We start from the raw sequence: 26,989 nt of genomic DNA, 5'->3' as shown, positions 1-26,989 counted from the left end.
TTATGGATGTCAATCAGCGTATTATTTCCCGCCTGGCCACTGAGCTTGGTGTGCGTCCCGAGCAAGTGTCCGCCACGGTGGAGCTGCTGGATGGCGGCGCCACCGTGCCCTTCATTGCCCGTTACCGTAAAGAAGTCACCGGCGCGCTGGACGATATCCAGCTACGCCAGTTGGATGAACGGCTTCGCTATCTGCGTGAGTTGGAAGAGCGCCGCGCCGCGGTACTTGTCGCCATTGATGAGCAGGGCAAGCTCGATGCTACGCTGAAAGCCAGCATCGACGCTGCCGAGACCAAGCAACGCTTGGAAGATTTATACCTGCCGTTTAAGAAAAAACGCCGCACCAAAGCGCAAATCGCTCGCGAAGCAGGGCTTGAGCCGCTGGCGGATGCGCTGCTTGCCGATCCAACGCTTAATCCGGAAAGCGAAGCGGAAAACTATCTGCGCCCAGCAGAAGGCGATATTCCTGCCATCGAAGATGCCAAGGCCGCTCTGGATGGCGCCAAGCAGATCTTGATGGAGCGCTTCGCCGAGGATCCCGAGCTCATCGGCCAACTGCGCGAACGGCTGTGGCAAGAGGGCGAGCTTAGCGCCCGGGTGCTGGAGGGTAAGCAGCAGGAGGGCGCCAAGTTCTCCGACTATTTCGAACACGATGAGAAACTCGCCAAAGCGCCATCACACCGCGCTTTGGCAATGTTCCGGGCGCGTAACGAAGGTGTGTTGAGCCTGTCGATTCGACTGCCCGGCGAAGACGAAGCCCCCATTCACCCCGCCCAGTTGGCGATTGCCAAGCAGTTTGGCATCAGCGACCAGGGCCGCCCGGCGGATAAGTGGTTAGCCGAAGTCGTCCGCTGGACCTGGCGGGTGAAGCTTTACACTGCCCTGGAGACCGAGCTGCTGGGCCGCCTGCGCGAACAGGCTGAGCTCACCGCCATTGAAGTGTTTGCGGCTAATCTAAAAGACCTGCTGCTAGCCGCGCCGGCGGGGCAGAAAGTCACCCTTGCCATCGACCCCGGTCAGCGCACCGGCTGTAAGGTCGCGGTAATCGATGCCACTGGGCAATTTGTCGATCACACCACTATCTACCCCCATGCGCCGCAAAACCAGTGGAATGAAGCCTTGAGCGTGCTGGCTAAGCTGGTGAAACAGTACGGCGTCGAGCTGATTGCGGTGGGCAATGGTACCGCCAGTCGTGAAACTGACAAGCTCGCGGGCGAACTACTAAAAGCCCTGGCGCCAGCGCACCGGTTAAGCAAAGTGATGGTCTCTGAAGCGGGCGCCTCGGTCTACTCCGCCTCTGAATACGCCTCGCGGGAAATGCCCGATCTCGATGTCACAGTACGCGGTGCCGTCTCTATTGGTCGCCGCCTGCAGGATCCGCTGGCTGAGCTGGTTAAAATTGAGCCCAAGTCGATTGGCGTAGGCCAATACCAGCACGATGTCTCCCAGGTGCAGCTGTCGCGCAGCCTGGAAGTCGTCATTGAGGACTGTGTTAACGCCGTGGGCGTCGACCTCAATACCGCTTCCAGCGCACTGCTCTCACGGGTAGCCGGTCTGAGCGCTGCGCTGGCCGAAAATATCGTTGCTCAGCGTAATGTCAAAGGCGCCTTCAAAAACCGTAAAGAGCTGTTAGAAGTGAGCCGCCTCGGTGCCAAAACCTTCGAGCAGTGCGCGGGTTTCCTGCGTATCCACAATGCCGATAACCCCTTGGATGCCAGCGCCGTTCACCCGGAAGCCTACCCACTGGTGGAACGTATCGCCAAGCAGAGCGGGCGTGAAGTACGCGGCTTGATTGGCGACAGCGCCGCGTTGAAAGCCTTAAAGCCCGCCGATTTTGCCGATGAGCGTTTCGGCGTGCCCACCGTCAGCGATATTCTCAAAGAACTGGATAAACCTGGTCGCGACCCTCGCCCTGAGTTTAAAGCGGCCGAATTCCGCGAAGGTGTCGAAACCCTTAATGACCTCAAGCTTTCCATGGTGCTCGAAGGCACAGTCACCAATGTGACCCACTTCGGCGCTTTTGTGGATATCGGTGTCCATCAGGACGGCCTGGTACATATCTCGGCGCTATCTGATCGCTTTATCGATGATCCGCGCAGCGTAGTCAAAGCAGGGGATATCGTCACCGTTAAAGTGATGAGCATCGATATCCCCCGTAAACGGGTAGGTCTATCGATGCGTTTGGATGACCAGCCCGAGGCTGAAAACGGTGCCAATAAGCACAGTGGCTCGCCTAAAGATCAACACAGTGGTGCCCGTAAACCGGCTCGAAACCAGCGTAACAACGCCAATAAAGCGGAAGCGCCGGAGCCTATGGGTGCACTGGGTGCTGCGCTGCTGAAAGCGCGTGGCGGCAAATAGTCGCGTGCCCTGGAAGCGAAGGTGTCTTGAAAAAACGATCGTTGCCGCCATATCCTGTTTTCTGTTTTTGAATCAGCGATGATGGCGATGCCACCTGACTACACCAAGGCCCGCTCACGGCGGGCTTTACTGACAAGGAGTGTTCACCTTGCCTGAACCACTCACTGTGCCATCCGCGCTGACCGCGCAAGTCGAGCGCCTGATACCCAGTGCGCGCCTTGGTCGGTTGGGCCGCCTGCGTCGTGGGCTTGAAAAAGAGGGGCTGCGGGTCGACGCTACTGGCCACATTGCGCAAACGCCGCACCCGTACGCGCTGGGTTCGAAATTAACCCACCCGCATATCACCACCGACTACTCAGAGTCGCTGTTAGAGTACATCACGCCGGTTTACTCTCAGCCAGGTGAAGCGCTGTGCTTTCTATCTGATCTGCATACCTTTACCTACCATCATCTGCAAAACGAGTGGATCTGGCCCGGCAGCATGCCCTCTAGGCTATCCGGCAACGACAGCGTGCCGATTGCCGATTATGGCAGCTCCAACGTGGGCACCATGAAGCATGTTTACCGCAAAGGGTTGGACATGCGTTACGGCCGCATCATGCAGGCGATTGCAGGCGTTCATTACAACGTATCGCTGCCCGATGACATGTGGCACGCACTGCGCGAGTTGGAAAAAGCCAACAATATCCCCTTTAACGACTACCGCTCCACCCGCTATTTCGGCATGATCCGCCACTTCCGCCGCCATAGCTGGTTGTTGCTCTACCTGTTTGGCGCTTCACCGGCCATCGATAAAAGTTTTTTGCCTGAAGGTAAGGTACCCGAAAAACTGCAGTCGCTTAGCGACGACACCTACTTTGCCCCATACGCGACGACTCTGCGGATGTCCGATCTGGGGTATCAAAACAAAGTACAGTCGCAGCTTAAAATCTGTTTTAACTCGCTCTCTAACTACGTTAATACCCTGCGGCACGCCATCTCTTCACCGTGGCCCGACTATGAAAAAATGGGTGTTAACGTGGATGGTGAGTGGCGTCAGTTGAACGCTAATATTCTCCAGATCGAAAACGAGTACTACAGCGACATTCGGCCCAAGCGGGTTGCCAAACACAACGAAACGCCCAGCCAAGCCCTCGAAGCCCGCGGCGTGGAGTATATCGAAGTACGCTGTTTGGATTTAAACCCCTTCGACCCCCTGGGCGTTACTGAAGACCAGATGCGCTTTGTGGACACCTTTTTGATGTGGTGCCTACTCAGCGACAGCCCGTGGATCTCCGACGAAGAGTGTGACCGCTTGGACGACAACCGCCGCTGGGTGGTGGAACGCGGCCGTGACCCTGAACTCACGCTAATCAACCACGGTGAAACCACCTCCGTGCATGAGTGGGGCGAGCAGATTTTCGCCGAGATGGGCGAAGTTGCCCGCCTGCTGGATGCGGTCGAAGAGGGGAGCCCGCATGCTGATGCGCTGGCAAGCCTTGCACCACGTCTTGCAGACCCTTCGCTAACGCCTTCTGCCCAGGTGCTGGAACGGTTAAAAGCGCACGGCGGATCGTTAAGCGATTTGATGCTTAGCCTGGCCAAAGAGCAGGCCGAGCAGTTAAAAGCCGCGCCGATGCAGCGCAGTCGTGAAGCGCTGCTTGCTCAGCTGATTGAGACCTCGCACCAGCAGCAGCACGATATTGAAGCCGCTGATAAAGAGACCTTCGAAGAGTTCTTGCAGGCCTATTTCACTAAAGCTCGTGAGTCCCGCGCCATGTCGGCGCTGCCATCTGAGGTTAGACAATGATTCTGCACTCCTTTCGCTCGGCCGCCCTGGCTGGTTTAGCCTTCTGCGTTTTAATGATGGCGGTAGCCCTGGGGCTTGAGCACATCGGCGGATATGAACCCTGCCCGCTGTGTATCTTTCAGCGCGTAGCGGTGATCGTCGCGGGCATCGTGTTCGCGATAGCCGCTATTCACAGTCCCGCCGGGCGTGTAGGCAAAGTGATTTACGGGCTGCTGTCGCTGGCTGCTGTGGGAACCGGTGCCTTTATCGCTGGCCGCCACGTTTGGCTACAAGGCTTGCCCGCCGATGAAGTCCCTTCCTGCGGCCCTGGGCTCGATTACATGATGGATATTCTGCCCATGCAGGACGTGGTGGCCATGGTGTTAACCGGCTCAGGCGAGTGCGCCAATATCGATTTCTCGTTGCTCGGCCTATCACTGCCCGCCTGGACGCTAATCGGATTTGCCATTCTGGCAATCGCACCGCTGCGTATGCTGTTGATGAAAAGTCGGGGTTAGTAGGGCGTCAGGGATAAGGAGACGTACATGCTTTATCAACATTTTGCGACTCAAGAAGAGATCGACCGCGCCTACGACCCGATGATGGGTCGTGACCCGGCGGTGTTGGTAAAGGATTGGCGTGAGCGCAGTGAAGCATCAAGAGTTAACCACCGCACAACGCTCGATCTGCCTTATGGCCCAACGCTTGCGGAACGCATGGATATCTTTCATGCCGATGCACCTGATACCGATAGCCCAAAAGCGCCGGTGCATGTGTTTTTCCACGGCGGCTACTGGCGCTCGCTGAGTCATCGTGAATTTAGCTTTATCGTTGACGACTTGGTGAAAGCCGGTATCACCGTCGCGGTGGTCAACTACGCTCTCTGCCCGCAGGTACGCTTTAGCGAGCTGGTGCGGCAGAGCCAAGCAGCGGTGGCCTACGTTTATCGCCATGCCGCTGAATTGGGCGTTGATCCTGAGCAGCTGAGTATTTCGGGACACTCGGCGGGCGGGCATTTATGCGCGATGCTAATGTCGACGGACTGGGAGGGCGCTTTTGGCTTACCCAACCAGCTGATTCGTGGTGCGCTGTGTATCAGCGGTTTATACGACCTGCGGCCTTTTCCCTGGTCGTGGCTGCAGCCCAAGCTTCAGCTTAGCGGGCGCGATGTGCAGGAGTTCAGCCCCATATGGCTGCCATGCCGAGTACCTGCGCCTATAAAGCTGGTAGCAGGGGGCCTGGAGTCAGAAGAGTTCGAGCGCCAGATGAGCAGCTATGCTGAGCATTTGAGCCAGCAAGGCCAAACAGTGACTCAGCAGCTACTTTCCGACGTAGACCACTTCTCGATTCTTGAGCACTATCTTAACGATGGTTGTTTTGTTGAGTGGATTAAAGAATTTCACGCTAGCGTTAAGATATGATTAAAAACTAACGAAGCTTCTCAATACAGGATCGAAATCAGCCTGAAGCGGGGGTCTTTCGCCAGGGCCGGAAAATGTTCCCGACAATTCCGGCATTTCCGCCATCCATGGCGGTCAGATGGCGAAAGTAGCGCCCAGGGATGGGTTCACAGCGCCCCCGCGGAAGGTTGTTTCGATCCGGTGCACCTCTTTGTACTCTGCTAGAGGCACTTTTGATTATCCTTAATGAGCCGGAATCACCGCCGTCGCTTCGATTTCCACCTTAGCCTGATCCTCAACCAGCCCCGCCACCTGAACCATCGTCATTGCCGGAAAATGCTTGCCCAGCACCTCGCGATAGGCGGCGCCCACCTCCTTAAGCCGCGCCAGATACTCCTGCTTGTCCGTCACATACCAGGTCAACCGCACGATATGCTCCGGGCCTGCGTTCGCCTCTTTTAAGATCGCCACGATATTTTGCAGCGCCTGATTCACTTGAACGACAAAGTCATCGCTTTCAAATACCTGGTCGGCATTCCAACCAATCTGCCCACCTACAAACACACTCTGGCCTGAAGCCAGCACGCCGTTAGCGTAGCCCACCGCTGCTTTCCAATGCGAAGGGTGAAGAAGCTGATGAAAGTTGGCGTCACTCATTATGGCTATCCTTATAGGTTTTCGACGGTAAAGTGCTGGCGCATAGCCTCTGTCCAGGGCATTGGCTGACCGCTATTTAGATCCACATATACAAGGGTTGAACGACTGGTTAGACGTTTCTGATCACCGCAGTAAGCGATAATCTGAAGGGTAAGGCTGCTACGCCCAACGGCTTGAACCGCTAATTCAAAGGTGAGTCGTTCGCCTAACCGGCTCGGCGCATGAAACTGGGTGTCGATAGCGGCGGTGGGAACCCCGGTGCCGCTCTCCACATGCAGTTGGTTAAAGTCACGCTGCACGACCTCCTCAAACCAATCCTCCACCACTGAATTGATCATCTCGAAATAGCGGGGGTAAAAAACGATTCCCGCCGGATCACAGTGCTGGAAACGAACTTTTCGCTGGGTAGTAAACGCCACTGTTTTCTCCTCCCTACACGCCCAGATAACGGTCACGCACAGTGCTGTCCAGCGCGGCGGGTTTGCCATCCCATACGGTGCAGCCTTTTTCCAGGATGGTGCAGCGGTCAGCGATGGGTAGAATTTCGCTTAATGACTTATCCACCAGCAGCGTAGCTTGACCTTGCTCCTTGAGCAGCCGAATTGCCCGCCAGATCTCCTGGCGAATCACCGGCGCCAATCCTTCAGTGGCTTCATCCAGCACCAGCAAACGCGGATTGGTCATCAGCGCCCGGCCAATAGCCAGCATCTGCTGCTCACCGCCGGAGAGGGTCTTGGCCATTTGCGCGCGGCGCTCCTCCAAGCGCGGAAACAGCGTTTCTACTTTCTCCAGTGTCCACTCGCCCGGGCGGGCGGTCACCAATAGGTTTTCGCGCACCGACAAATTAGGGAAACAGCGGCGCCCCTCCGGCACCAAGCCAAGCCCCGCTTTAGCGATACGAAAAGCGGGTAAGCGGCGTATGTTCTGGGATTCAAACTCAATCGTGCCACGGCTGGCCGGAGTCAGACCGAATATCGAGCGAATGGTGGTGGTTTTACCCATACCGTTACGCCCCATTAGGGCGACCATCTCACCGGCGTTAACGTCAAGGCTAACGCCAAATAACGCCTGAGAGGGCCCATAAAACGTTTCAATATCAGCAACCTTAAGCATCAGAATCCCCCAGGTAGGCTTCACGGACGCGGGGATCCTGCCTAATAGTGTGGCTATCCCCATGGGCGATAACGCTCCCGGATACCAACACAGAGATACGATCAGCCAGACGAAATACCGCCTCCATATCGTGCTCGATCAGCAGGATAGGCACTTCCAGCTTAAGCGCCTCCAGCAGCTCGGTCAGCTTTGCCGATCCTTCTGGACCCAAGCCTGCCATGGGTTCGTCCAGCAGCAGTGCGCGGGGCTTGAGCGCCAGAGCGCAAGCCACCTCAACCTGGCGGCGTTCCCCGTGGGAAAGTTCAAATACCGGCGTCCAGGCGCGGTGACTAAGCTGCATACGCGCCAGTGCTTCATAGGCTGGTTCAAGCAGTTGCCGATCGCGAGCAACGGGCTTCCAGAACCGAAAACTGTGACTCTGCAGCGCTTGAACTCCCATCATCACATTGCGCATCACCGATAGCGGCTCCGCCAGCGAGGAGACCTGAAAGCTACGCCCCAGGCCCAGGCGCGCCCGCTGAGCGATACTCATGCTCGTGATCTCACAGCCTGCTAAGTAAACACTCCCTTCATCAGGGCGTATATTCCCCGCGATTTGGCCAATCAGGGTCGATTTCCCCGCGCCGTTGGGGCCAATCAAGGCGTGAATCTCCCCGGGTCTAAGATCCAACGAAACATCGCTGGTCGCCTGTAGTGCGCCAAAGCGCTTATGCAGGTTTTGTAGTGAAAGAACCACATCACTCATTGCGTTCCCTCCCGGCCAGCCAACCCATCACACCATGTTTGGCAAATAGCACCACCCCAAGCAGTACTAACCCGAGGAAAAGCTGCCAATATTGGGTGACTCCCCCCAGAAAGGTTTCCATCATCACAAACAGCACCGCACCGGCTAACGGGCCGTAAAGGCGCCCCACGCCGCCCAAAATGACGATGACCATAAGTTCGCCGGAGAAGTGCCAACTCAACATTGTCGGGCTAACAAAGCCATTCAGATCCGCATAAAGCGCACCAGCAAGCCCGGTAATCGCGGCAGAAATCACAAACGCCACCAAGCGAATGGGGTAGGGGCTGATCCCGGCAGTGGCAAGGCGTACATCGTTAAGCCGTGCCATGGTCAAGGCCGCACCAAAGCGCGATTTCATCATTCGTGAGGTAATTGCCATTGCTAACACAAGCCCGGTGAAGCAGATCAGGAAATAGGTGAGTGCATCGCTGCTATCGAGCATGTTGTTATTGAACAGGGGCAGGGTGTTGCGAATATAAATAGGCAGACCATCTTCGCCGCCATAGGTCGGCCAGGAGTTGGCAAAGTAGTAAATCATCTGCGCAAAGGCGAGGGTGATCATAATGAAATAGACCCCCGTGGTACGCAGTGAGATAGCGCCGATGACCAGCGCTAGCAGCCCGCACAGCAACATAGCGGCGAGCCATATCACCAGTAAATTGTCGCTGCCCGGCACGCTGAAAGGCCACGTCATAAATGGGGTCATATCAAAAGCGTGATAAGCACTGATGCCTGCCACATAGCCACCTAAGCCGAAATAGGCCGCGTGGCCAAAGCTCACCATGCCCCCATAGCCAATGGCCAGGTTAAGGCCAACGGCCGCCATGGCAATAATGGTGATACGCGAGGCCAGATTGACATAATAAATATGGCCCAAGAAATAGGCTGCTACAGGCAGTAACAGCAGTAGCCCGAGCAGGGCCATCTGAACCAGCCCTTTGCGGTCAAAAGGTCTATCCGCTTCGGGCGCTAGCGCAGCGTTCTTGGACAAGGAAGTGGTATTAGTCATGGGCAGAGAACAGTCCCTTAGGCTTGAACGCGAGAATGACGGCCATGAGGATATAGATCAGCATCGCGGCCAACGCCGAACCGACGCCGGTCGCCTCAGACGGTGGCATAAACGCTTGAAAGAAGATGGGCAGATAGACCCGACCCAAGGTGTCGACAATACCCACCAGCAGGGCACCGAGTAGCGCGCCTTTAATTGAGCCGATACCGCCAATGACGATTACGACAAACGCTAAAATCAGCACTGGCTCGCCCATACCCACCTGTACAGATTGCAATGCGCCTACTAAAGCGCCGGCTAAACCCGCTAACGCCGCCCCTAAGGCAAACACCAAGGTATAGAGTTTTGAAATATTGACCCCCAGCGCACCAATCATTTCGCGATCGCTTTCACCTGCCCGAATGCGCATACCGAGTCGAGTTCGCGAGATAAGCAAGTAAAGGGCAATCGAAATAGCGATACCCACCCCAATCAGCATCAGCCGATAGATGGGGTAGCGGGTATCACCTGGCAGGGTGACAAACCCCGTCAGCCAAGAAGGAGGACTCAACCATAACGGTGAAGAGCCGAAGATCCAGCGCGTGCCCTCCGAAAAAATCAGTATTAGTGCAAAGGTTGCCAATACCTGATCAAGATGAGGACGGTGGTAAAGTCGGCGTATCACCAACAGTTCTACCAGTGCACCTACCAGGGCGGCCGCGGTCATCCCAGCAGCCAGTCCAATCAGAAAAGAGCCCGTTGAGGCAGTCACCGCTGCCGTGGCGTAGGCGCCCACCATATAAAAAGAACCGTGGGCAAGATTGATCAGCCCCATCACCCCAAACACCAAGGTGAGGCCGCTGGCCATCAAAAACAGCATCGTGCCGAGCTGCACGCCGTTCAGTAATTGCTCTATCAGCAGAGTAACGGACACGTTGGGTATCCTTAGCGCAGGTAAAGAGAAAAGGCTGGGCGGCTACACCCAGCCGAGGCGAGCTTACATCTGGCACTGCTCGTAATAGACGTCTTGGATATCTTCGATTGCGACACCGATCAGGCGATTGGTGGGCTCGCCATCGTCACCCTCCACGACTTCACGCACGTAAATATCCTGGATAGGGTGCTGGTTCGGGCCGAAGCGGAACTCACCGCGTACGCTATCAAAGTCAGCGGCACGAAGTGCCTCGCGGAAGGCGTCTTTGTCATCGGGGTGGGCAGTTTCAAGCGCGCTAAGAATCAGATTGGCGGTGTCGTAACCTTGTGCCGCGTACAACGTTGGCGTGCGGTCATAGGCTTCCTGGAAGCCCTCAACAAAGCGATCGTTGGCCTCGTTTTCCAGGTCATAGGCCCATAGCGAGGTGTTGCGTGCGCCAATCGCCGCACTGCCTACCGCTTTGATTAAGATTTCATCAAACGAGAAGGCGGCGCCAAAGATCGGCATATCGACACCGGAGCTTTCCCACTGCTTCATAAACGAGATGCCCATACCGCCGGGTAAGAAGAAGAACAAGCTGTCGGCATCGCTATCACGAATCTGGGCAATTTCAGCCGCGTAGTCGGTCTGGCCCATTTGGGTGTAAAGCTCGCCAACGACCTCACCCTCGTAAAGATGTTTGAAGCCTGCCAGCGCATCGGTGCCAGCAGGGTAGTTGGGCGCCATGATGATCGGGCGCTCATACCCCTCTTCGCGCATATACGCGCCCATGGCGCCGTGCAGGTTGTCGTTCTGATACGCCACGTTGAAGTAGTTCTCGTGGCACATGCGCCCTGCTAAATCCGAGGGCCCGGCATTAGGTGACAGGTAGAAGGTGCCCTGGCGTACCACCGAAGGAACGACCGCCATTGCCAAGTTTGACCAGATAATGCCGGTAAGAATATCGACCTCATCACGCTGCATAAACTCATTGGCCAGCGTACGCGCCAGGTCGGGGCGTCTCGCATCATCCTGAATCAGCACTTCCACGTCGTCGCGGCCCGACTGCTCAAGTGCCAGCATGAAGCCATCGCGAACGTCCACGCCCAGGTGCGAACCGCCGCCTGAGAGGGTGGTAATCATGCCAATTTTAACGTCATCAGCGTGAGCAGTGGTTACCAGGCTGGAGGAGAGCAGTAAGCCAAGGCCAAAGCGGGATATCATTTTCATGGATCATTCCTCATTTTTTAATCGTTTATTACTTAGAGGGTCATGCGTTGGTGTTGGTGCTATTGATGTTAGTGCTATTCACATTGATGCCAGGAGAGCCAGCACTCGGGTAATGTTCCTGGCTCAGCCGAAAGCGCTGAACCTTACCCGTGGATGTTTTAGGTAGTGCCTCGATAAATCGTATGGAGCGAGGGTACTTATACGGCGCGATGGTCTGCTTCACGAAGTCCTGCAACATTTGCTGACATTCTTCATCTTGCTGAAAACCATCGTTTAGAACAACAAAAGCCTCGACAATTTGGCCACGCTCTTGGCTAGGCGCGCCAATCACCGCGCACTCTTTCACGGCGGGGTGGGCCAGCAGGGCTGCTTCCACCTCGGGGCCTGCGATGTTATAGCCCGCCGAGACGATCATATCGTCGTTGCGAGCGGCGAAGTGGAAGTAGCCCTCTTCATCCTGGTAAAACGCATCACCGGTGATATTCCAGCCTGCCTTTACATACTTTTGCTGGCGCTTGTCGGCCAGGTAGCGGCAGCCGGTAGGGCCGCGCACGGCCAGTTTGCCGACCGTGCCGCGAGGGACATCATTCATCTCGTCATCAACGATTCGTGCCTCGTAACCGGTCACCGGTTTGCCGGTGCAGCTGGGGCGATGGTCATTCAGGTGATTAGAGATAAAGATATGCAGCATTTCAGTTGCGCCGATGCCGTCGAGAATCGGTGTGCCGGTTTGCTTGATCCAGTCATGATAAATCGGTGCGGGCAGGGTTTCGCCAGCGGAAACCGCCACGCGCAGGCTGCTCAAATCCTCATGGCGAGTAGGTGCTGAGAGCATCGCCCGGTAGGCTGTTGGTGCGGTGAAGACCACCGTGGCCTGATACTCGCGGATAATGTCCATCATATTGGGCGGGGAGGCGTGTTCGAGTAGCACGGCGGTGGCGCCGAAGCGCAGCGGGAAAATGGCCAGCCCGCCCAGGCCAAAGGTAAATGCCAGCGGCGGCGAACCGACGAACACGTCCTCCGGCGTTACCTGTAGGACTTCCTTGGCGTAGCCGTCGGCAATGACCAGCAGGTCGCGGTGAAAGTGCATGGTGGCTTTGGGTGAGCCGGTAGTGCCAGAGGTAAACCCCAGCAGCGCCACATCGTCGGCGGCGGTATCCACCGCTTCAAAGGTGGCGGGTTTGCCCAGCGCTAAACGGTCAAGCTCGGCGTCGTGGTTAGCCGTGCCATCAAAGCCAACCACACGTTTGAGCACCGGGCTGTGCTGTTGGCACTCAACCAGTTCATCGAGCAGACGGGTATCGCACAGGGCGAGGCTGATTTCCGCTTTATCGATTACCTGGCATAGCTCTTTGGTTCGCAGCATCGGCATGGTGTTGACCACCACGGCACCCGCCTTGGTGGCGGCCAGCCAGCAGGCCACCATGGCCGGGTTGTTGGCGGAACGGATCAATATCCGCTGGCCGGGAACCACGCCCAGGTCTTCGACCAGCACGTGGGCAAGGCGGTTGGTCCACTCAGTGAGCTCTTGATAGGTGCGACGACGGCCATTGCCCGCTAAGGCAATCCGTTCACCGTGACCCTGGTCGAGCAGTCGATCGCAGAGCTCAACGCCCACGTTAAGTCGTTGGGGATAATGGTAGCCCGCGAGCAGGAACTCAGGCTGGCAATCAGTGGGTGGCAGGTTATCCCGCGCAAAAGTATCAGCATGGGCCGACTGGATGTACATGACCAACCTCCGTATTTGGTGTCGTTGTTTATTCCTGCCCACGGCTCAAAGGAAGCGCGGGCAGGGATACGGTGTCTGGCGTTGTGTTTTATTGTTGTTGAAAACTGCTGTACGGTTTTTGCTGTTTACTCTTCCGCGAGGATGCTGCGGGCGATGACTACTTTTTGTACATCTGAGGCACCTTCATAAATACGCAGCGCGCGGATTTCCCGGTAGAGGCTTTCGATAATATGGCCTTTGCGAACGCCGTCGCCGCCGTGAAGCTGTACTGCCTGGTCAATCACCTGCTGGGCCTGGTCGGTGGCAAATAGCTTGGCCATTGCCGCTTCACGGGTCACCCGCTCAGCACCTTGATCTTTCGTCCAGGCAGCGCGGTAAACCAGCAGGGCGGAGGCATCCACGTTTAGCGCCATATCAGCCAAGTGGCCCTGCACCATCTGTAAGTCGGAGAGGGTGGCGCCAAACAGCTCCCGGGAGCGGCTGCGGGAGAGCGACTCTTCCATTGCCCGGCGGGCGAAGCCCAGGGCCGCCGCGCCAACCGTGGAGCGGAAAACGTCCAGCACCGACATGGCGATCCGAAAGCCTTGCCCAGGCTTGCCGATCAGCGCGCTGGCAGGCAGCACCATATCGTTGAAGCCCAGCCGTGCCAGCGGGTGAGGCGCCACCGACTCCAGGCGCTCACGAATCTCCAATCCGGGGGTGTCGGCAGGCACTAAAAAGGCTGAAAGCCCTTTGGCGCCGGGACCTTCACCGGTGCGGGCAAAGACTGTGTAGATATCGGCAATACCACCGTTGGAGATCCAGGTCTTTTCGCCATTCAAACGGTAGCTATCACCCTCGCGCTCAGCGGTGGTATCCAACTGGGCCACATCAGAGCCCGAGCGAGGCTCGCTCAGGGCAAACGCGGAAATTGCTTCACCACGCCGGGTTCTGTCCAGCCACTGCTTCTGTTCATCGCTGCCATATAGGCTGATCGCACCGGTTCCCAGCCCCTGCATGGCAAACGAAAAATCGGCCAGGCCATCATGGCGGGCCAGGGTTTCACGGATTAGGCACAGGCTGCGCACATCGATATGCTCGCCCGCAGTGCCTTCCAGAAACCCAGCTTTGCCTAAATCGCGTACCAGTTGAATGCAGGTCGTATCTACATCGCTGTGGTCGCAGGGTAGTTCAGTGCGGCACCACGCTTCGAGCTGCTCGGAAAGTTCGCGGTGTCTGGCCTCGAAAAAGGGCCACGCTAGAAAGCTCTTGTCGCTCATCAGTCCCCCTTGAACTCAGGTTTTTGCTTGGCTACGAAGGCGTGGTAGGCGCGCTCGAAATCGTTGGTCTGCATGCAAATCGCCTGGGCCTGGGCTTCCGATTCGATGGCCTGCTCCAGGCTCATCGACCACTCCTGGTTTAGCTGGGTTTTGGTAATGCTGTGGCCGAAGGTGGGGCCCTGAGCCAGGCGGGTGGCGTAAGCAATGGCGTCTTCTTCCAGGGCGTCTGGTTCGACCACTCGGTTGTAAAAGCCCCACTGGAGGCCTTCCTCGGCACTCATGCTACGGCCGCTGTAGAGCAGGTCGGCGGCGCGGCCCTGGCCGATAATGCGCGGTAGAATTGCGCAGGCGCCCATGTCACAGCCCGCCAGTCCCACACGGGTAAACAGAAACGCCGTGCTGGCGCGGGGAGTGGCAAAACGAATATCCGAGGACATGGCAATAATCGCCCCTGCGCCAACGCAGATGCCGTCGACGGCGGCAATGATCGGTTTGCCGCAGTTCAGCATGGCCTTGACTAGATCCCCGGTCATGCGGGTGAACTCGAGCAGTCCCTTCATATCCTTGCCCACCAAGGGGCCGATGATTTCATGTACGTCGCCTCCGGAGCAGAAGTTCTCGCCGTTGGAGGTAAACACCACGGCATGCACATCGGATGCATAGGCCAAGTCACGAAAGGTATCGCGCAGCTCGGCGTAGCTCTCGAATGTCAGCGGGTTCTTGCGCTCTGGGCGATTCAACCGGATAACGGCGACATCACCACTCATTTCCCAAATAAAATGCTCGGGGGCCAAGTCAGCCATGCTCTTCATATTCTTGTTCTCGTCTGTCAGTGATTAATCGGGGCCGCCGTCGTTAAGATAAGGAGGCCTCGTTAGGAGCAGCCGGTAAACGATGCAGCAACTCGCCTATGTGGTGGGCGTCCTCTTCAGTCACGCCCTCAAATAGCGCATTGATCCAGCGTTCATGCTCACCGGCCATGGCTCTGAAGCTTTCGCGACCAGCGTTGGTCAGGCAGACCCGCGTGGCGCGCCGGTCGCCCTCAATGGCAATACGCTCCACGGCGCCATCCTCCACCAAGCGGTCAATAATGCCGGTGACGTTGCCGTTGGAAACCCGCAGCCGCTTGGAGAGCTCGTTCATTTTCAGGCCCTCCTCAGCGGCATATAGCGCGGCCATCACATCAAAGCGCGGCAGTGTAGAGTCGTGCTCGGTTCGCAGCCGTTCGCGCAGCTCTGACTCCACCTGACGGGTAACCCGCAGCATGCGCAGCCATAGGCGCAGGCGCTCCTTGCTTAAGCTTTCTGCTGTCATACTTCACCCCCTGAGATGGAGATCGCCTGACCGTTGATCGCGCCACTGTTAGGCCCGCATAGCCATAGGGCTGTCGCGGTGACCTCCGCGGGGGTGACTAACCGCCCGGTGGGGTTGGTCGATTGAAAATGTGCAGTGGCCTGTTCGGCGGACTGGCCGGTTTTGGTCACAATATTCTCGACGCTGGCGGCCAATAGCGGTGTATCGGTAAAACCCGGGCAGAGCGCATTAACGGTCATATCGCGGGTGGCGGTTTCAGCAGCCAGAGAACGCACCAACCCCACTACGCCATGCTTTGCCGCGCAGTAAGCGCCCACATAGGCGTAGCCTTTCAGGCCCGCGGTGGAGGCAACGGCAATCAATCGCCCGCCGTCGTTCAACTGTTTCAAGCCCTCGCGCAGGGTCAGAAATACTCCGCTAAGGTTTACATTCAACATGCGTTGCCACTGCTCGAAAGAGGTCTTTGTGAACGGCGCACTCTCAGCCGCTCCGGCGTTGGCGATAACGATATCCACACTGCCGATGTTCTCGAATAGCGCCACCATGGAGGCTTCGTCGGTGACATCGACCACGGCGGCACGAATGCCATCATACTGCTCGGCAACGGCTTGAAGAGTTGCCTCACGGCGGCCGGTAATGGTGACTTCGGCGCCTTCTTTGGCAAAGGCCACAGCCATATCCGCACCGATACCGCTGCCGCCGCCGGTAATCACCGCCCGCTTGCCTGCCAGGCTGTTCGCTGCCGAGTTTCTATCGGATTGGCTCATACCCAGCCCTCGCCACGTTCAGCCAAGCGCTGTAGCTGATCGGCCCCTGCCCGGTAGGGCGCTGGCCACTCCACCTCACTGTCACCCAAACCAGCGGCAACGTGCAGCAGCCAGTAAGGATCAGCGAGATGGGGGCGGGCGATACAGACTAAGTCAGCGCGCCCAGCCATCAGAATCGAGTTTACGTGGTCGGCCTGATAGATATTACCCACCGCCATGGTGGCGATAGGCGTCTCGTTACGTATCCGGTCAGAGAAGGGCGTTTGGAACATACGTCCATAGACCGGCTTCGCCTGGGTCGAGGTTTGTCCGGCAGAGACATCGACAATATCCACCTCCGCATCCCGCAGCCGTTTGGCGATCTCCACCGCATCGTCTGGGGTTATGCCTTCATCGCCGCACCAGTCGTTGGCGGAAATACGCACCGAAAGCGGCTTATGGGCAGGCCAAACGCGGCGCACGGCGTTAATCACTTCAAGCGGGTAGCGCAGGCGGTTATCCAGTGAACCGCCATATTCATCGTCACGGTGGTTGGTTAATGGCGTGATAAACGAAGAGAGCAGGTAGCCGTGGGCGGCGTGAATCTCGATCATGTCAAAACCTGCGCGGTCGGCCATCTGCGCCGCACTGACAAACTCGTCGCGCACCCGATCCATATCGTCGCGATCCATTGCCTTGGGCACTTGGTTACGCGCTGACCAGGGCTGCGCTGAAGCTGCCAATATTGGCCAATTGCCATCTGCAAGCGGGGCATCCATCTCTTGCCAGCCCAGCTGGGTAGAGCCCTTTGCTCCTGAATGGCCAATTTGGGCGCACAACTTGGCCTTGGTTTCGGCGTGTACGAAATCACAAAGACGCTTCCACGCTGCTTCGTGCTCCGGGGCGTATAAACCTGGGCACCCTGGGGTAATTCGCCCTGTGGGGCTGACGCAGGTCATCTCGATATATACCAGGCCTGCGCCGCCCTTGGCGCGCTCGGCGTAATGGCTAAAGTGCCAATCGGTAGGGCAGCCATCGACGGCTTTGTACTGCGCCATGGGAGAGACCACCACGCGATTAACCAGCGTCATATCGCGCAGTTGATAAGGGGCAAACATTGGTGCGCGGGCGCTGCCAGTGTTGCCCGTCTGGGTTTGAAACCAGCGCTCTGCGCTCTCCAGCCACTGGGGATCGCGTACCCGCAGGTTTTCGTGACTGATGCGCTGGGAGCGAGTTAATAGCGAGTAGTTGAACTGTACCGGGTCGAGATCCAGGTAGCGCTCCACCTGCTCAAACCACTCAGTGGAGTTGCGCGCGGCTGACTGTAGGCGCAGCACTTCGAAGCGGCGCTCCTCTTCATAGCGAGCAACGGCAGCTGCCATACTGTTTTCGCTGTGCAAGTAGTTGGCCAGCGCGATGGCGCTCTCCAGCGCGAGCTTGGAGCCGGAGCCAATCGAAAAGTGTGCGGTGGCGGCGGCGTCACCCATCAATACGACGTTTTCATAGCTCCAGCGCTCGCAAAGTACCCGTGGAAAGTTGATCCAGGCGGAGCCGCGTATATGGTTGGCGTTGGTCATCAGCGCATGGCCGTCGAGATGCTTGGCAAAGATGCGCTCGCAGACTGAAATCGACTCCTGCTGGCTCATTTCGCCAAAGCCAAACGCCTGCCAAGTGGCTTCACTGCACTCAACGATAAAGGTCGCCGTATCCTTATCAAACTGATAGGCGTGGGCCCATACCCAGCCATGCTCGGTCTTCTCGAAAATAAAGGTGAAAGCATCGTTGAAGGTTTGATGGGTACCCAGCCAAACGAACTTGCACGCTCGTACATCAATGTCGGGTTTGAAGTGATCGGCGTAGGTTTGGCGGGTGCGAGAGTTAAGGCCATCGGCGGCCAAGACCAAGTCATACTCACGCCGGTACTGCTCAATGGAGGCTTCTGTTATATCGGTTTCAAAGCGCATCTCAACGCCGAGTTCGCGAGCGCGTTCCTGTAGCAGAATCAGCAGTTGGCGGCGGCCAATGCCGCAAAATCCGTGGCCTGTAGAGACGGTTTTGGAACCTTTATGAACGACCGTAATATCGTCCCAATAGGCGAAATGCTCACGAATGCGCTCTGCACTGGCCGGGTCGTTGGCTGCCAGGTTGTCGAGGGTTTCGTCTGACAGCACCACGCCCCAGCCGAAGGTGTCGTCTGCACGGTTGCGCTCAATCACCACGATCTCATGGGAGGGATCGTGTAGCTTCATGCTGATAGCGAAATAGAGGCCGGCAGGCCCTCCACCCAGGCAGGCGATTCTCATTTTTATTCTCCATGGAAAACACTCTCTTTTCTGAAGATAGGAGAGGGTTCTATAAAATTCAAGCATAAACTTTTTAAGCTTAAAGTATTTGCCTGCAAATAGGCGTACGAACACTTAGCGCCCTGCACACGGCTAAGCTCGCAATGGTGCCCGGAAGATGAGAGCATAAATAGAAGCAGAATATGGCAGTGGCAGCCGCTTGAGAACGCTGGTTATCAGCCATAGAAGAAAGCGTTATGGGCAGTGAACTTTTAGTACCATGGAAACCGTACTTGCTGGGATTGACAGAGGTAGTGGGAGGCGCGACTCTAAGCCTATTATTTGATCTGAGCGTTTGATAGTAGTTATTAATAGCAGTTAAAGGTGATTTTAAGGAGAAAGCCCCATGCTCGAAGATTGCAAAAATGCCCTGGAGCGCTGGGGAGGCGTGCATTCCCTGATTGACCGCTGGCTGGATCAGCGCCGTCAGCTATTGATCAGCTTTATTGAGCTAAAAGAAGCGTGTGATGCTGAATTGGAAGCAGTGAGCAAAGCGCCTATCGATACATTTAGTGAAAAGCTAATGGATTACATCAGCGCCGGTCACTTTGAGATTTATCCCCAGCTCTCAGAAGAGGCACGGGCCTTTGGCGACGAGGGCGCGCTCGTCATCGCGGAGAAGTTGCTCGAGCGTTTGGATATGTCCACCGAGATGGTGTTGGAGTTCGATACCGATTTTGGCTCCACGCTCAGCTGCGAGCAAAATATCGCCCGCCTACCTGCCTGGATCGACCGCTTAGCCCGCGGCCTTACCGAACGCTTCGCGCTGGAAGACCAATTGATCGCGCGCTTACACGCCGCACACAGCCCGCAGCACACCAAAGCCCCCGCTTAAGTAAGACCTTCCATTAGACAGGCGCCGCCATGCGGCGCTTTTGCTCCATGGTAATCCCGCTTCAACCCCGGCACCGCTGCGCGCTGCTTTCGCGGGTGCGCTAACGCTTACGCCGCGCTACTAAATCACGCGTGCACATAACGCGGTGGGTGTGCCGAATACCCCATTACCCGTGCACATAAAACGATGGGTGCCCAATACCTTATAATCGATTCACCATTCACCATTCACCATTCACCATTCACCATTCACCCCCTACGACGAAGCTTACCCCCAATCACCAACATACACGGCGTGAGCAGCAGTGTTAGCGCGGTGGCGAAGGTGAGGCCGCCGGCTATGGCGCTCGACATCTGCGTCCACCACTGGGCGGAGGGTGCATTAAAGCCCAGGGCAGGGGTGAACAGGTCTACATTGACCCCCAGTACCATCGGCATTAACCCCAATACCGTAGTAATCGCCGTTAATAGCACCGGGCGTAGGCGTAAACAGCCAGCTTCAAGGGCGGCCTCGCCGGGTGTCATACCCTGGCCGCGCAGTTCGTTGTAGGTATCGATCAAGACAATGTTGTTATTGACCACGATACCCGCCAGGGCAATCACTCCCATCCCCACCATGACAATGCCAAAAGCCTGGCCGGTAATCAGTAGGCCCATGAGCACGCCCGCGGTGGAGAACACAATCGCCGAAAGCACCAGCCCCGCCTGATAAAAGCTATTGAACTGGGTGACCAGAATCAGCGCCATCAAACCGATAGCAATCAAGAAGGCACTGGCTAAGAACTGCATCGATTCCTGCTGGTCCTCCTGCTCGCCTGCCACGTTGACCATCAGGCCATCAGGCAAACTGTCGCTGCTTGCGGCTAGCAGGGCAGTTAGGCGTTCATCGGCGAGATAGCCTGGTGCTAAGTCAGCCTCAACGGTAATTGCCCGACGTCCATCGATGCGGTTCAGGGTGCCGACCTTCGGCGCCGGTTCCAGAGTCACAAAATGCGAGATCGGCACTTGGCCCCGCTGGGTATTGATCGTCAACCGCTCCAACTGATCCAGTGAACGCCAGTTTTGCGGTAGGCGCACGCGGATATCCACTTCATCGCTGACTTCGGGGGGCCGGTAGCTAGCCACTTGAAGGCCGGTCGTCAGGAGTTGCACCGCGCTTCCAATGGTCGTTACATCGGTACCCATGCGTGCCGCGGCTTCACGATCCACGTTAACCCGCCACTCCACGCCAGGTAGGCTGCGGTTATCCTGAATATCGGTAAAGCCACCCAGCTCGCGCATTAACTGGCTTATTTGGTTAACGCCGGCATTGGCGACATCGGGATTCGTCGCGCTCACTTCAAGCACAATTGGCTTGCCGCCGCCGGGGCCCATATCCTGCTCCTGGAATTCCAGCGTAATGCCAGGAATATCCCCGGCGCGCTCGGCCATGTCGTCCAAAATGGCCTGGGCAGGGCGACGCTCATGCCAATCGATAAACTGGAACTGCAGCATGCCAATCACGTCGTTGCCCATCTGCTCGTTAGGCACAGCAAAGGAGCGCGCGTACAGCGCTCGCACTTCACTCATGCCGGATAATTTGGCTTCCACCCGCTGCACAATGGCATCGGTCTCCACGGCGGAGAAATCGCCTCGAGCGCGCACCAACACCTGGGCGCTGTCGGGCTCTACGGCTGGGAAGAAGTCGACACCGTGGTTAAAGCGCGCATAGCCGGTATACAGCAGCGCCATTAACAATACGGTCACCAGCAGTACCCAGGCAGGGTGCATAAGTAGCCTTGCCAGCAGGTGGCGATAGCCGCGCCCAAAGGAGGTTGTCGCCTCATCATGGTTAGCGTCTGTCGTGGTTGCGGTGGTACGCGTAAACAGGCGCCCAAGAGTAGGTAAGAACACCAACGCCATGGCCAGCGATGCCAGCAGGCACAAAATCACTGTGGCGGGCAGATACTTCATAAACTGGCCGACTACTCCGGGCCAGAATAGCAGGGGAATAAAGACCGCCAGCGTAGTGGCCGTCGAGGCAATCACCGGCCAGCTCATTCTTGAAGCGGCGTTGAGCCACGCCTGATGGGGAGTTTGGCCATCGCGCAGATGTCGGTCGGCAAGCTCGCTGACCACGATAGCGCCATCCACCAGCATGCCCGCCACCAGAATCAGTGCAAACAGCACCACGATATTGAGCGTAAAACCAAACGCCCATACCAGCAGAATACCGGTTAAGAAGGCGCCGGGAATGGTAAGCCCCACCAGCAGCGACATGCGCCAGCCCATCACCGCGACCACTACAATCAGCACTAGCACCACGGCGGTCAGTACGTTGTTGAGCAGCTCGGAAAGCATATTCTCAACGGTGGTCGACTCATCCAGAATAGTGGTGAAACGTAGCTGCTCGGGAAGCAAATCATCTGCATCGGCTAAGCGGTCACGCACCGCGCCAATGGTGGCGATGATATTCGCCCCGGCGCGTTTGGAGACTTCCAGCACCACCGCTGGCTGGCCATCGATGCGGGCAAAGCCTTCGGAGTCTTTATAGGTGGGGTTTATCCAGGCCACGTCGCCAAAGGTGACCACACGATCCTCATCGACCTTGACCGGCATATTCATAACATCGTCAAGGGACTCGATAATACCGGGGACTTTCAAGGCCAGGCGCCCCGCACCGGTATCCAAACTGCCGGCCGCAACCAAGCGGTTATTGCGCGATACCTGATTAAATAGCGTGTCAAAGTCGACGCCGTAGCTTTCCAATACCAGCGGATCCACGACGATCTCCAGCAGATCTTCCCGCTCACCGGCAATATCGACTTCCAGCACATCGGCAATACCTTCGATCTCCTCCTGCAAGCGTCGGGCAATCGTCATGCGCTCACGGGTATCCAACTGCCCGGAGAGGCCAATGGTCAACACCGGAAACTCCGAGACGTTGACCTCCATCACCCGCGGCTCATCGGCCTCGGAAGGTAGTTCGCTGCGGGCAATATCCACCCGGTCACGTACATCGGTTAGCGCGGTGTCGGGATCAAAGCCGGGGTCGAATTCCAGAGTAATCGAGCCATGCCCCTCGCTGGATTGGGCGGTGAACTTGCGCAACCCTTCAATGCCACGCAGTTCCTGCTCCATGGGGCGAATCAGTAGCCGTTCGCCATCCTCGGGGCTCACCCCCTCCAGTGTCAGCGAGACATAAATCATCGGAATGGTGACGTCGGGGTTAGCTTCTTTAGGAATCATCTGCCAGGCAGTGATGCCCGCCAATAGAAGACTCACCAGCAGCAGTAATGTCGTGCGAGTGTGGGCTAGCGCCGCATTAATCAACTGGCGCATGAACGCTATCCTGTTCCGCCGGCTGTGAAATAATCGCCTCTTCAACAGGCACCGGGGTCACTGTCTCACCGATATCTACCATGCCGGCGCCCAACGTGATCAGGCGTAGCGGGTCGGGTAGGCCAGTCACGTAGGCGTGCTGCGTATCGGCACTCACCAGCTCCACGGTGGTCTGCTGTACTGTGTCGTTCTCATCCAGGTGCTTGACCGCCAGTTGGCCTTCGCTATTCAAGCTCAGCAGCGCAGGCGAAAGGGTGTGCACCTGGCGGGGCGGCAGCGTAATGGTCAGCTCCGCGCTGCCGCCTGCCAGGCGTTTACCGGCCGGGTTATCCAGCGTGGCTTCGATATAAAAGCTGCGAGTGGCCTCTTCAGCGCGGTGACTAACAAAGGTCAGCTCACCTTCGAGGTGGTCGCCATTGAGTAGCCGCGCGGTGACCGGTAACCCCTCGCTTAAATCGCCCACTTGCTGCTGAGAAACCCAGGCGGCACCTGTCAAACGGCGGTCATCGACCAACTGGCCCCACTCTTCACCGGGCTGCAGCAGGTCGCCTAGCTCTACCTGCACGCGGTTCAGCACGCCATCGAAAGGTGCGGTGGGGCGGCTGTCGTCCAGTTGCTTCTGGAGTTGCGCCACGGAAGCAGCGCTGGCGCTTAGTGCGCTCTGCAGGCGCAGTAACTCGGGCTGGGAAATCAGCTCCCGTTGGCGCAGGTTGCGAGCCCCGGCATACTCCGCCTCGGCCACGGCTAGTTCATCCCGGGCCTGCTGTAGCTGCTCGGGCAGAGCGTCATTATCCAGCACTAACAGAGTATCGCCCGCCGCAACGCGGCTACCTTGCGCGATCGGCTTCTCAGCCACAAAGCCCGCGACGTTGGCGCGCAGGATTGTTTCGCGCTCTGCCGTCAGTTGGCCCTGGACGATTTGCTGAGGAATAAACGGCGTGCTCTGCTGCACGACAATTTCAACCCGCGAACCTGCTTCGCTGCGCACTGGGGCGTCTGGGGGCGTAGTCTGAAAGCCTTGAAAATTACCAAAAGCAAGCCATATCACCAGCGCCAGCACCAGTAGGCTAGCCAAGGCGTAAGAGAAGGGGATTCTTCGCATGGGGCGTCCATGTCCTTAGCAAAACAAGAAAGGAGAGCATTAAGCCGAAGACACCATAGCGCAACTCAACCTTTTCAGCGAGTAGCAAGCCACAGTGCTGATAGCAGCGCGATATCTGAATGAATACTAGTCTCATGTCTGATTGAGTTTTTCCCCGGCTGGGCATACCATCTTTGCGTCTTGAGTTCTGTTAAGCCACTCCTCAGGCGAGAACCATCCCTAGGCGAACCAATCAAGGAGCAATGATGAAAGATCCAGTACGTATTGCGATTACCGGCGGCGCCGGTCAGATCAGCTACTCTCTTATTTTCCGTATCGCCGCTGGCGACATGTTGGGGCCGGATCAGCCTGTCATTCTCCAGCTTCTGGAAATTCCCCAGGCAATGGACGCCCTGAACGGCGTGGTAATGGAAGTTAACGACTGTGCCTTCCCGCTGGTGCAAGACATTGTTGCCACTGATGATCCGAACGTAGCGTTCAAAGACGCCGATTTCGCCCTGCTGGTTGGCGCACGTCCGCGTGGCCCAGGCATGGAGCGTAAAGACCTGTTGGAAGCCAACGCAGCGATCTTCTCCGTTCAAGGTAAAGCATTGAACGATCACGCCAGCCGTGATGTGAAAGTGTTGGTCGTGGGTAACCCGGCCAACACAAACGCGCTAATTGCCTCTTGCAACGCGCCGGATCTGGACGCAGGTCAGTTCACCGCCATGACGCGTTTGGATCACAACCGCGCCCTGACCCAGCTAGCACAGAAAACCGGTAAGCACGTTACTGACGTTGAAAACATGATCATCTGGGGCAACCACAGTGCCACCCAGTACCCGGATCTGGCTCAGTGCAAAGTCGACGGCAAAGCAGCGTTCGATCTGGTTGAGCGCGACTGGTACGAAAACGACTTTATCCCCACCGTGCAGCAGCGCGGCGCGGCGATCATCAAAGCACGCGGTGCCTCTTCTGCCGCTTCTGCTGCCTCTTCCGCCATCGACCACATGCACGACTGGGCGTTGGGTTCCAAAGGCATCGTCAGCATGGCAATTCCGTCTGACGGTAGCTACGGCATCGACGAAGGCATCATCTACTCCTACCCAGTGCGTTGCCAGGGTGGCAAGTATGAAATCGTTCAAGGCTTCGAAATTGACGAATTCAGCCAAGAGAAGATGAAAGCCACCGAGAAAGAACTGCGCGAAGAGCGTGCAGCCGTCGAGCACCTGCTCGGCTAAACGCGCTCACTGCCGCTGTTTTTGAAGCAGCAGTCAACGCCAAAACCCCACAAGCTTAGCTTGTGGGGTTTTTTATTGGGTGAGATTTAGCAGCATGCAACGGTGCCGAGGTTGGTGTGATGCTCTTGGGCGTCGTTCCGCCGCCTCCCGCGGGTGCCTCGTTTGCTCGTTGAACTCGCAAACTCGTTACCACGCGCTACGGTATGTGCACGCACCTGATTTGGTGGGTTTCGTAGCGCGTGGTAAGCGAAGCGCACCCGCGAAAGCAGCGCGGAGCGGTGCCGGGATTATTAGTCCGTTCGTTAGTTACTCGAATTTTCGACAGAAAGAGTGTCAAATGGCGAGGTAAGCTATTTAGTTATAAGGGGGATTAAAATGCATGCGATTGAATTTGAGGCAGATATTCAGAATGGGATAGTTAAAATCCCCGATGAATATGCGCATTTAAAGAACAGACATGCCCGAATCGTTGTTTTGTATGAAAATACAACGGAGGAGGAGAGCTCCTCCGTTAAGCAAGTTGGAATAGATTTTACCTCTGTGAAAGCTCCATCTCTGACAGCTCATGACGGAGTCGAATACCAAAGGAATTTGCGAGATGAATGGTAGCTATCTCCTCGATACCAATATCTTCATTAATGCCATTGAACGTCAGTTGTGTCTGCCTGCTGCCCATTACGCCTTTTCTGTCACCACTGAGCTTGAACTTCTGGCCTTTCCCGGTTTGCTCCCAGAGGATGAGCAGGCGATTAAGGTGATATTGGCCCAGCTAACAAGAGTGGAACTGGATCATCAGGTCAAAAACGAAACCATCAAGGTACGACGTAGTACTCAGATGAAACTACCGGATAGTATTATCTCTGCTTCTGCATCTGTAGCAGCAGCAACGTTGGTCACAGACGACGTTAAGTTAGCAGCTAAACATGCTGGTAATGTGATTTCCCTTGATACTCTCCTAAGCCGCTAAATATTTCCCTGCGTGTGGCAATTATTGATACCAGGGCGCGTGCGATGCCCCTGGGCGTCGTTCCGCCGCCTGGGTGCCTCGTTTGCTCGTTCCTCGCAGACTCGTTACCACGCGCTACAAAAATGTGAAATGTAAGTGGTAAATGGTAAATCGTTTCGTACTCTTCACGATTCACCCTTCACCAACTCAATCCCGCAAACTCATGATCCGCCATTGGCGTTCTTTGGCGATTTCGCGCAGGGTGTCGTCGGGGTCGACGGCGACGGGGTGCTCGACTATTTCTAACAGCGGCAAATCATTGTGCGAGTCGCTGTAGAACCACGCGCCTTCCATGGTCAGGTCTTGATCTTCCAGCCACTTTTCTAAGCGGGTGACTTTGCCTTCGCGGTAGCTGGGAATGCCTGAAACGCGCCCCGTGTAGCGACCCTCTTTGACCTCCGGGTTCACCGCGATTAAGTGATCGACCCCCAAACGCTCGGCAATTGGGGCGGTAATGAAGCGGTTGGTGGCGGTAATAATCAGCAGTGTGTCGCCTTTGGTGCGGTGGCGTGCCAGAAGCTCTTCGGCTTTGGGCAGAATATTGGGTTCGATCTTGCTGGCCATGAACTGCTGGTGCCATGCTGAAAGCTGTTCCGGCGAATTATCAGCCAGCGGTTTAAGCGCCATCTCCAAAAAAGCAGCCATATCCAGGGTGCCCGCGTTGTAATCAGCCATGAAGCGCTCATTGGCTTCCCGGTAGGCAACCGGGTCGACTGCCCCTTGTTCGAGTAAAAACTCGCCCCAGGCATGATCGCTGTCGATGGATAGCAGCGTATTATCCAAATCGAATATGGCCAGACTCACGGCGCTCCCCTTTTTTAGTCAGTGGATAGTAGACAGTCGTTAGTGCTCAAAGACGCTAGTTAGGCAAATAGCGGACGCGGATTATCGCAGAGTCGTCAT

General features: G+C 56.7%; 24 protein-coding genes. 8 read left to right on the top strand and 16 right to left on the bottom strand.

The window, feature by feature from the left end; translation table 11 throughout:
• Positions 1-2 precede the first annotated feature (2 nt).
• From HALA3H3_RS24480 to HALA3H3_RS24465, 4 genes are all read left to right on the top strand, one after another.
• The gene (locus HALA3H3_RS24480; protein ID WP_022519707.1) at positions 3-2,360 is read left to right on the top strand and encodes a Tex family protein; all 2,358 of its coding nucleotides are present in this window, start codon (positions 3-5) and stop codon (positions 2,358-2,360) included.
• 148 nt (positions 2,361-2,508) lie between these two features.
• A complete protein-coding gene (gene gshA / locus HALA3H3_RS24475) occupies positions 2,509-4,149 on the top strand; it encodes a glutamate--cysteine ligase (protein ID WP_022519706.1) in 1,641 nt (546 codons plus the stop codon).
• A complete protein-coding gene (locus tag HALA3H3_RS24470) occupies positions 4,146-4,646 on the top strand; it encodes a disulfide bond formation protein B (protein WP_022519705.1) in 501 nt (166 codons plus the stop codon). Before gshA ends, HALA3H3_RS24470 begins: the two co-directional genes overlap by 4 nt.
• A 27-nt stretch (positions 4,647-4,673) precedes the next feature.
• Complete coding sequence (locus HALA3H3_RS24465; protein ID WP_022519704.1) at positions 4,674-5,549, top strand: alpha/beta hydrolase; 876 nt, start codon at positions 4,674-4,676, stop codon at positions 5,547-5,549.
• 222 nt (positions 5,550-5,771) lie between these two features.
• Here HALA3H3_RS24465 and HALA3H3_RS24460 read toward each other — a convergent pair whose 3' ends face one another.
• The 13 genes from HALA3H3_RS24460 to HALA3H3_RS24400 form a co-directional block, all read right to left on the bottom strand.
• Positions 5,772-6,185 (bottom strand): RidA family protein, encoded by a 414-nt coding sequence (locus HALA3H3_RS24460; RefSeq protein WP_022519703.1) that lies wholly within the window; start codon positions 6,183-6,185, stop codon positions 5,772-5,774.
• Between the two features lie 11 nt (positions 6,186-6,196).
• On the bottom strand, positions 6,197-6,604 hold the full coding sequence (locus HALA3H3_RS24455; RefSeq protein ID WP_022519702.1) for an acyl-CoA thioesterase: 408 nt from the start codon (positions 6,602-6,604) through the stop codon (positions 6,197-6,199).
• Positions 6,605-6,617: 13 nt separating this feature from the next.
• Positions 6,618-7,298 (bottom strand): ABC transporter ATP-binding protein, encoded by a 681-nt coding sequence (locus HALA3H3_RS24450; protein ID WP_035538356.1) that lies wholly within the window; start codon positions 7,296-7,298, stop codon positions 6,618-6,620.
• Positions 7,291-8,043: an ABC transporter ATP-binding protein gene (locus tag HALA3H3_RS24445; RefSeq protein WP_022519700.1), complete on the bottom strand. Its 753-nt coding sequence runs from the start codon at positions 8,041-8,043 to the stop codon at positions 7,291-7,293. The genes HALA3H3_RS24450 and HALA3H3_RS24445 overlap by 8 nt, the downstream gene beginning before the upstream one ends.
• Positions 8,036-9,091, bottom strand: a complete 1,056-nt coding sequence (locus HALA3H3_RS24440) for a branched-chain amino acid ABC transporter permease (protein WP_022519699.1) — start codon at positions 9,089-9,091, stop codon at positions 8,036-8,038. Before HALA3H3_RS24440 ends, HALA3H3_RS24445 begins: the two co-directional genes overlap by 8 nt.
• Positions 9,084-10,004: a branched-chain amino acid ABC transporter permease gene (locus tag HALA3H3_RS24435; protein WP_009288482.1), complete on the bottom strand. Its 921-nt coding sequence runs from the start codon at positions 10,002-10,004 to the stop codon at positions 9,084-9,086. Before HALA3H3_RS24435 ends, HALA3H3_RS24440 begins: the two co-directional genes overlap by 8 nt.
• 63 nt (positions 10,005-10,067) lie before the next feature.
• Positions 10,068-11,213: an ABC transporter substrate-binding protein gene (locus HALA3H3_RS24430; RefSeq protein WP_022519698.1), complete on the bottom strand. Its 1,146-nt coding sequence runs from the start codon at positions 11,211-11,213 to the stop codon at positions 10,068-10,070.
• A 40-nt stretch (positions 11,214-11,253) separates the two neighbouring features.
• Positions 11,254-12,942, bottom strand: coding sequence for a benzoate-CoA ligase family protein (locus tag HALA3H3_RS24425; RefSeq protein WP_022519697.1), 1,689 nt, complete (start codon positions 12,940-12,942; stop codon positions 11,254-11,256).
• 125 nt (positions 12,943-13,067) lie between these two features.
• A complete protein-coding gene (locus HALA3H3_RS24420; RefSeq protein ID WP_022519696.1) occupies positions 13,068-14,201 on the bottom strand; it encodes an acyl-CoA dehydrogenase family protein in 1,134 nt (377 codons plus the stop codon).
• Positions 14,201-15,013: an enoyl-CoA hydratase family protein gene (locus HALA3H3_RS24415; RefSeq protein ID WP_022519695.1), complete on the bottom strand. Its 813-nt coding sequence runs from the start codon at positions 15,011-15,013 to the stop codon at positions 14,201-14,203. Before HALA3H3_RS24415 ends, HALA3H3_RS24420 begins: the two co-directional genes overlap by 1 nt.
• A gap of 43 nt (positions 15,014-15,056) precedes the next feature.
• Positions 15,057-15,515, bottom strand: coding sequence for a MarR family winged helix-turn-helix transcriptional regulator (locus tag HALA3H3_RS24410; RefSeq protein ID WP_022519694.1), 459 nt, complete (start codon positions 15,513-15,515; stop codon positions 15,057-15,059).
• Entirely contained in the window at positions 15,512-16,282 is a 771-nt protein-coding gene (locus HALA3H3_RS24405; RefSeq protein WP_022519693.1) for an SDR family NAD(P)-dependent oxidoreductase, read from the bottom strand. Before HALA3H3_RS24405 ends, HALA3H3_RS24410 begins: the two co-directional genes overlap by 4 nt.
• The gene (locus tag HALA3H3_RS24400; protein ID WP_022519692.1) at positions 16,279-18,564 is read right to left on the bottom strand and encodes a bifunctional salicylyl-CoA 5-hydroxylase/oxidoreductase; all 2,286 of its coding nucleotides are present in this window, start codon (positions 18,562-18,564) and stop codon (positions 16,279-16,281) included. Before HALA3H3_RS24400 ends, HALA3H3_RS24405 begins: the two co-directional genes overlap by 4 nt.
• Before the next feature lie 385 nt (positions 18,565-18,949).
• On the opposite strand from HALA3H3_RS24400, the gene HALA3H3_RS24395 reads away from it, so the two are divergent.
• A complete protein-coding gene (locus HALA3H3_RS24395) occupies positions 18,950-19,438 on the top strand; it encodes an Rsd/AlgQ family anti-sigma factor (RefSeq protein WP_022519691.1) in 489 nt (162 codons plus the stop codon).
• Positions 19,439-19,686: 248 nt separating this feature from the next.
• Here HALA3H3_RS24395 and HALA3H3_RS24390 read toward each other — a convergent pair whose 3' ends face one another.
• Together HALA3H3_RS24390 and HALA3H3_RS24385 are read right to left on the bottom strand one after the other, a co-directional pair.
• Entirely contained in the window at positions 19,687-22,758 is a 3,072-nt protein-coding gene (locus HALA3H3_RS24390; protein ID WP_022519690.1) for an efflux RND transporter permease subunit, read from the bottom strand.
• Positions 22,742-23,860, bottom strand: coding sequence for an efflux RND transporter periplasmic adaptor subunit (locus HALA3H3_RS24385; protein WP_022519689.1), 1,119 nt, complete (start codon positions 23,858-23,860; stop codon positions 22,742-22,744). Before HALA3H3_RS24385 ends, HALA3H3_RS24390 begins: the two co-directional genes overlap by 17 nt.
• Before the next feature lie 245 nt (positions 23,861-24,105).
• On the opposite strand from HALA3H3_RS24385, the gene HALA3H3_RS24380 reads away from it, so the two are divergent.
• The 3 genes from HALA3H3_RS24380 (at position 24,106) to HALA3H3_RS24370 (ending at position 26,047) form a co-directional block, all read left to right on the top strand.
• A complete protein-coding gene (locus tag HALA3H3_RS24380; RefSeq protein WP_022519687.1) occupies positions 24,106-25,080 on the top strand; it encodes a malate dehydrogenase in 975 nt (324 codons plus the stop codon).
• Between the two features lie 375 nt (positions 25,081-25,455).
• Positions 25,456-25,689: a hypothetical protein gene (locus HALA3H3_RS24375; RefSeq protein ID WP_022519686.1), complete on the top strand. Its 234-nt coding sequence runs from the start codon at positions 25,456-25,458 to the stop codon at positions 25,687-25,689.
• Positions 25,679-26,047, top strand: coding sequence for a PIN domain-containing protein (locus HALA3H3_RS24370; RefSeq protein ID WP_022519685.1), 369 nt, complete (start codon positions 25,679-25,681; stop codon positions 26,045-26,047). The genes HALA3H3_RS24375 and HALA3H3_RS24370 overlap by 11 nt, the downstream gene beginning before the upstream one ends.
• Positions 26,048-26,233: 186 nt before the next feature.
• Here HALA3H3_RS24370 and HALA3H3_RS24365 read toward each other — a convergent pair whose 3' ends face one another.
• Positions 26,234-26,890, bottom strand: a complete 657-nt coding sequence (locus HALA3H3_RS24365; RefSeq protein ID WP_009288657.1) for a histidinol-phosphatase — start codon at positions 26,888-26,890, stop codon at positions 26,234-26,236.
• Positions 26,891-26,989: the final 99 nt, after the last annotated feature.

Source organism: Halomonas sp. A3H3 (assembly GCF_000982975.1).
Classification (GTDB): domain Bacteria; phylum Pseudomonadota; class Gammaproteobacteria; order Pseudomonadales; family Halomonadaceae; genus Vreelandella; species Vreelandella titanicae.
Note: the sequence above shows the minus strand (reverse complement) of the source record. Positions and strands in the feature narration are given on the sequence as shown.

Excerpts from the sequence above, each read along its gene's own strand:
- HALA3H3_RS24480 (WP_022519707.1), top strand. The coding sequence starts at position 3 with ATGGATGTCAATCAGCGTATTATTTCCCGCCTGGCCACTGAGCTTGGT.
- HALA3H3_RS24470 (WP_022519705.1), top strand. The coding sequence starts at position 4,146 with ATGATTCTGCACTCCTTTCGCTCGGCCGCCCTGGCTGGTTTAGCCTTC.
- HALA3H3_RS24465 (WP_022519704.1), top strand. The coding sequence starts at position 4,674 with ATGCTTTATCAACATTTTGCGACTCAAGAAGAGATCGACCGCGCCTAC.
- HALA3H3_RS24460 (WP_022519703.1), bottom strand. The coding sequence starts at position 6,185 with ATGAGTGACGCCAACTTTCATCAGCTTCTTCACCCTTCGCATTGGAAA.
- HALA3H3_RS24450 (WP_035538356.1), bottom strand. The coding sequence starts at position 7,298 with ATGCTTAAGGTTGCTGATATTGAAACGTTTTATGGGCCCTCTCAGGCG.
- HALA3H3_RS24445 (WP_022519700.1), bottom strand. The coding sequence starts at position 8,043 with ATGAGTGATGTGGTTCTTTCACTACAAAACCTGCATAAGCGCTTTGGC.
- HALA3H3_RS24440 (WP_022519699.1), bottom strand. The coding sequence starts at position 9,091 with ATGACTAATACCACTTCCTTGTCCAAGAACGCTGCGCTAGCGCCCGAA.
- HALA3H3_RS24430 (WP_022519698.1), bottom strand. The coding sequence starts at position 11,213 with ATGAAAATGATATCCCGCTTTGGCCTTGGCTTACTGCTCTCCTCCAGC.
- HALA3H3_RS24425 (WP_022519697.1), bottom strand. The coding sequence starts at position 12,942 with ATGTACATCCAGTCGGCCCATGCTGATACTTTTGCGCGGGATAACCTG.
- HALA3H3_RS24420 (WP_022519696.1), bottom strand. The coding sequence starts at position 14,201 with ATGAGCGACAAGAGCTTTCTAGCGTGGCCCTTTTTCGAGGCCAGACAC.
- HALA3H3_RS24415 (WP_022519695.1), bottom strand. The coding sequence starts at position 15,013 with ATGAAGAGCATGGCTGACTTGGCCCCCGAGCATTTTATTTGGGAAATG.
- HALA3H3_RS24410 (WP_022519694.1), bottom strand. The coding sequence starts at position 15,515 with ATGACAGCAGAAAGCTTAAGCAAGGAGCGCCTGCGCCTATGGCTGCGC.
- HALA3H3_RS24405 (WP_022519693.1), bottom strand. The coding sequence starts at position 16,282 with ATGAGCCAATCCGATAGAAACTCGGCAGCGAACAGCCTGGCAGGCAAG.
- HALA3H3_RS24400 (WP_022519692.1), bottom strand. The coding sequence starts at position 18,564 with ATGAGAATCGCCTGCCTGGGTGGAGGGCCTGCCGGCCTCTATTTCGCT.
- HALA3H3_RS24395 (WP_022519691.1), top strand. The coding sequence starts at position 18,950 with ATGCTCGAAGATTGCAAAAATGCCCTGGAGCGCTGGGGAGGCGTGCAT.
- HALA3H3_RS24390 (WP_022519690.1), bottom strand. The coding sequence starts at position 22,758 with ATGCGCCAGTTGATTAATGCGGCGCTAGCCCACACTCGCACGACATTA.
- HALA3H3_RS24385 (WP_022519689.1), bottom strand. The coding sequence starts at position 23,860 with ATGCGAAGAATCCCCTTCTCTTACGCCTTGGCTAGCCTACTGGTGCTG.
- HALA3H3_RS24380 (WP_022519687.1), top strand. The coding sequence starts at position 24,106 with ATGAAAGATCCAGTACGTATTGCGATTACCGGCGGCGCCGGTCAGATC.
- HALA3H3_RS24375 (WP_022519686.1), top strand. The coding sequence starts at position 25,456 with ATGCATGCGATTGAATTTGAGGCAGATATTCAGAATGGGATAGTTAAA.
- HALA3H3_RS24370 (WP_022519685.1), top strand. The coding sequence starts at position 25,679 with ATGAATGGTAGCTATCTCCTCGATACCAATATCTTCATTAATGCCATT.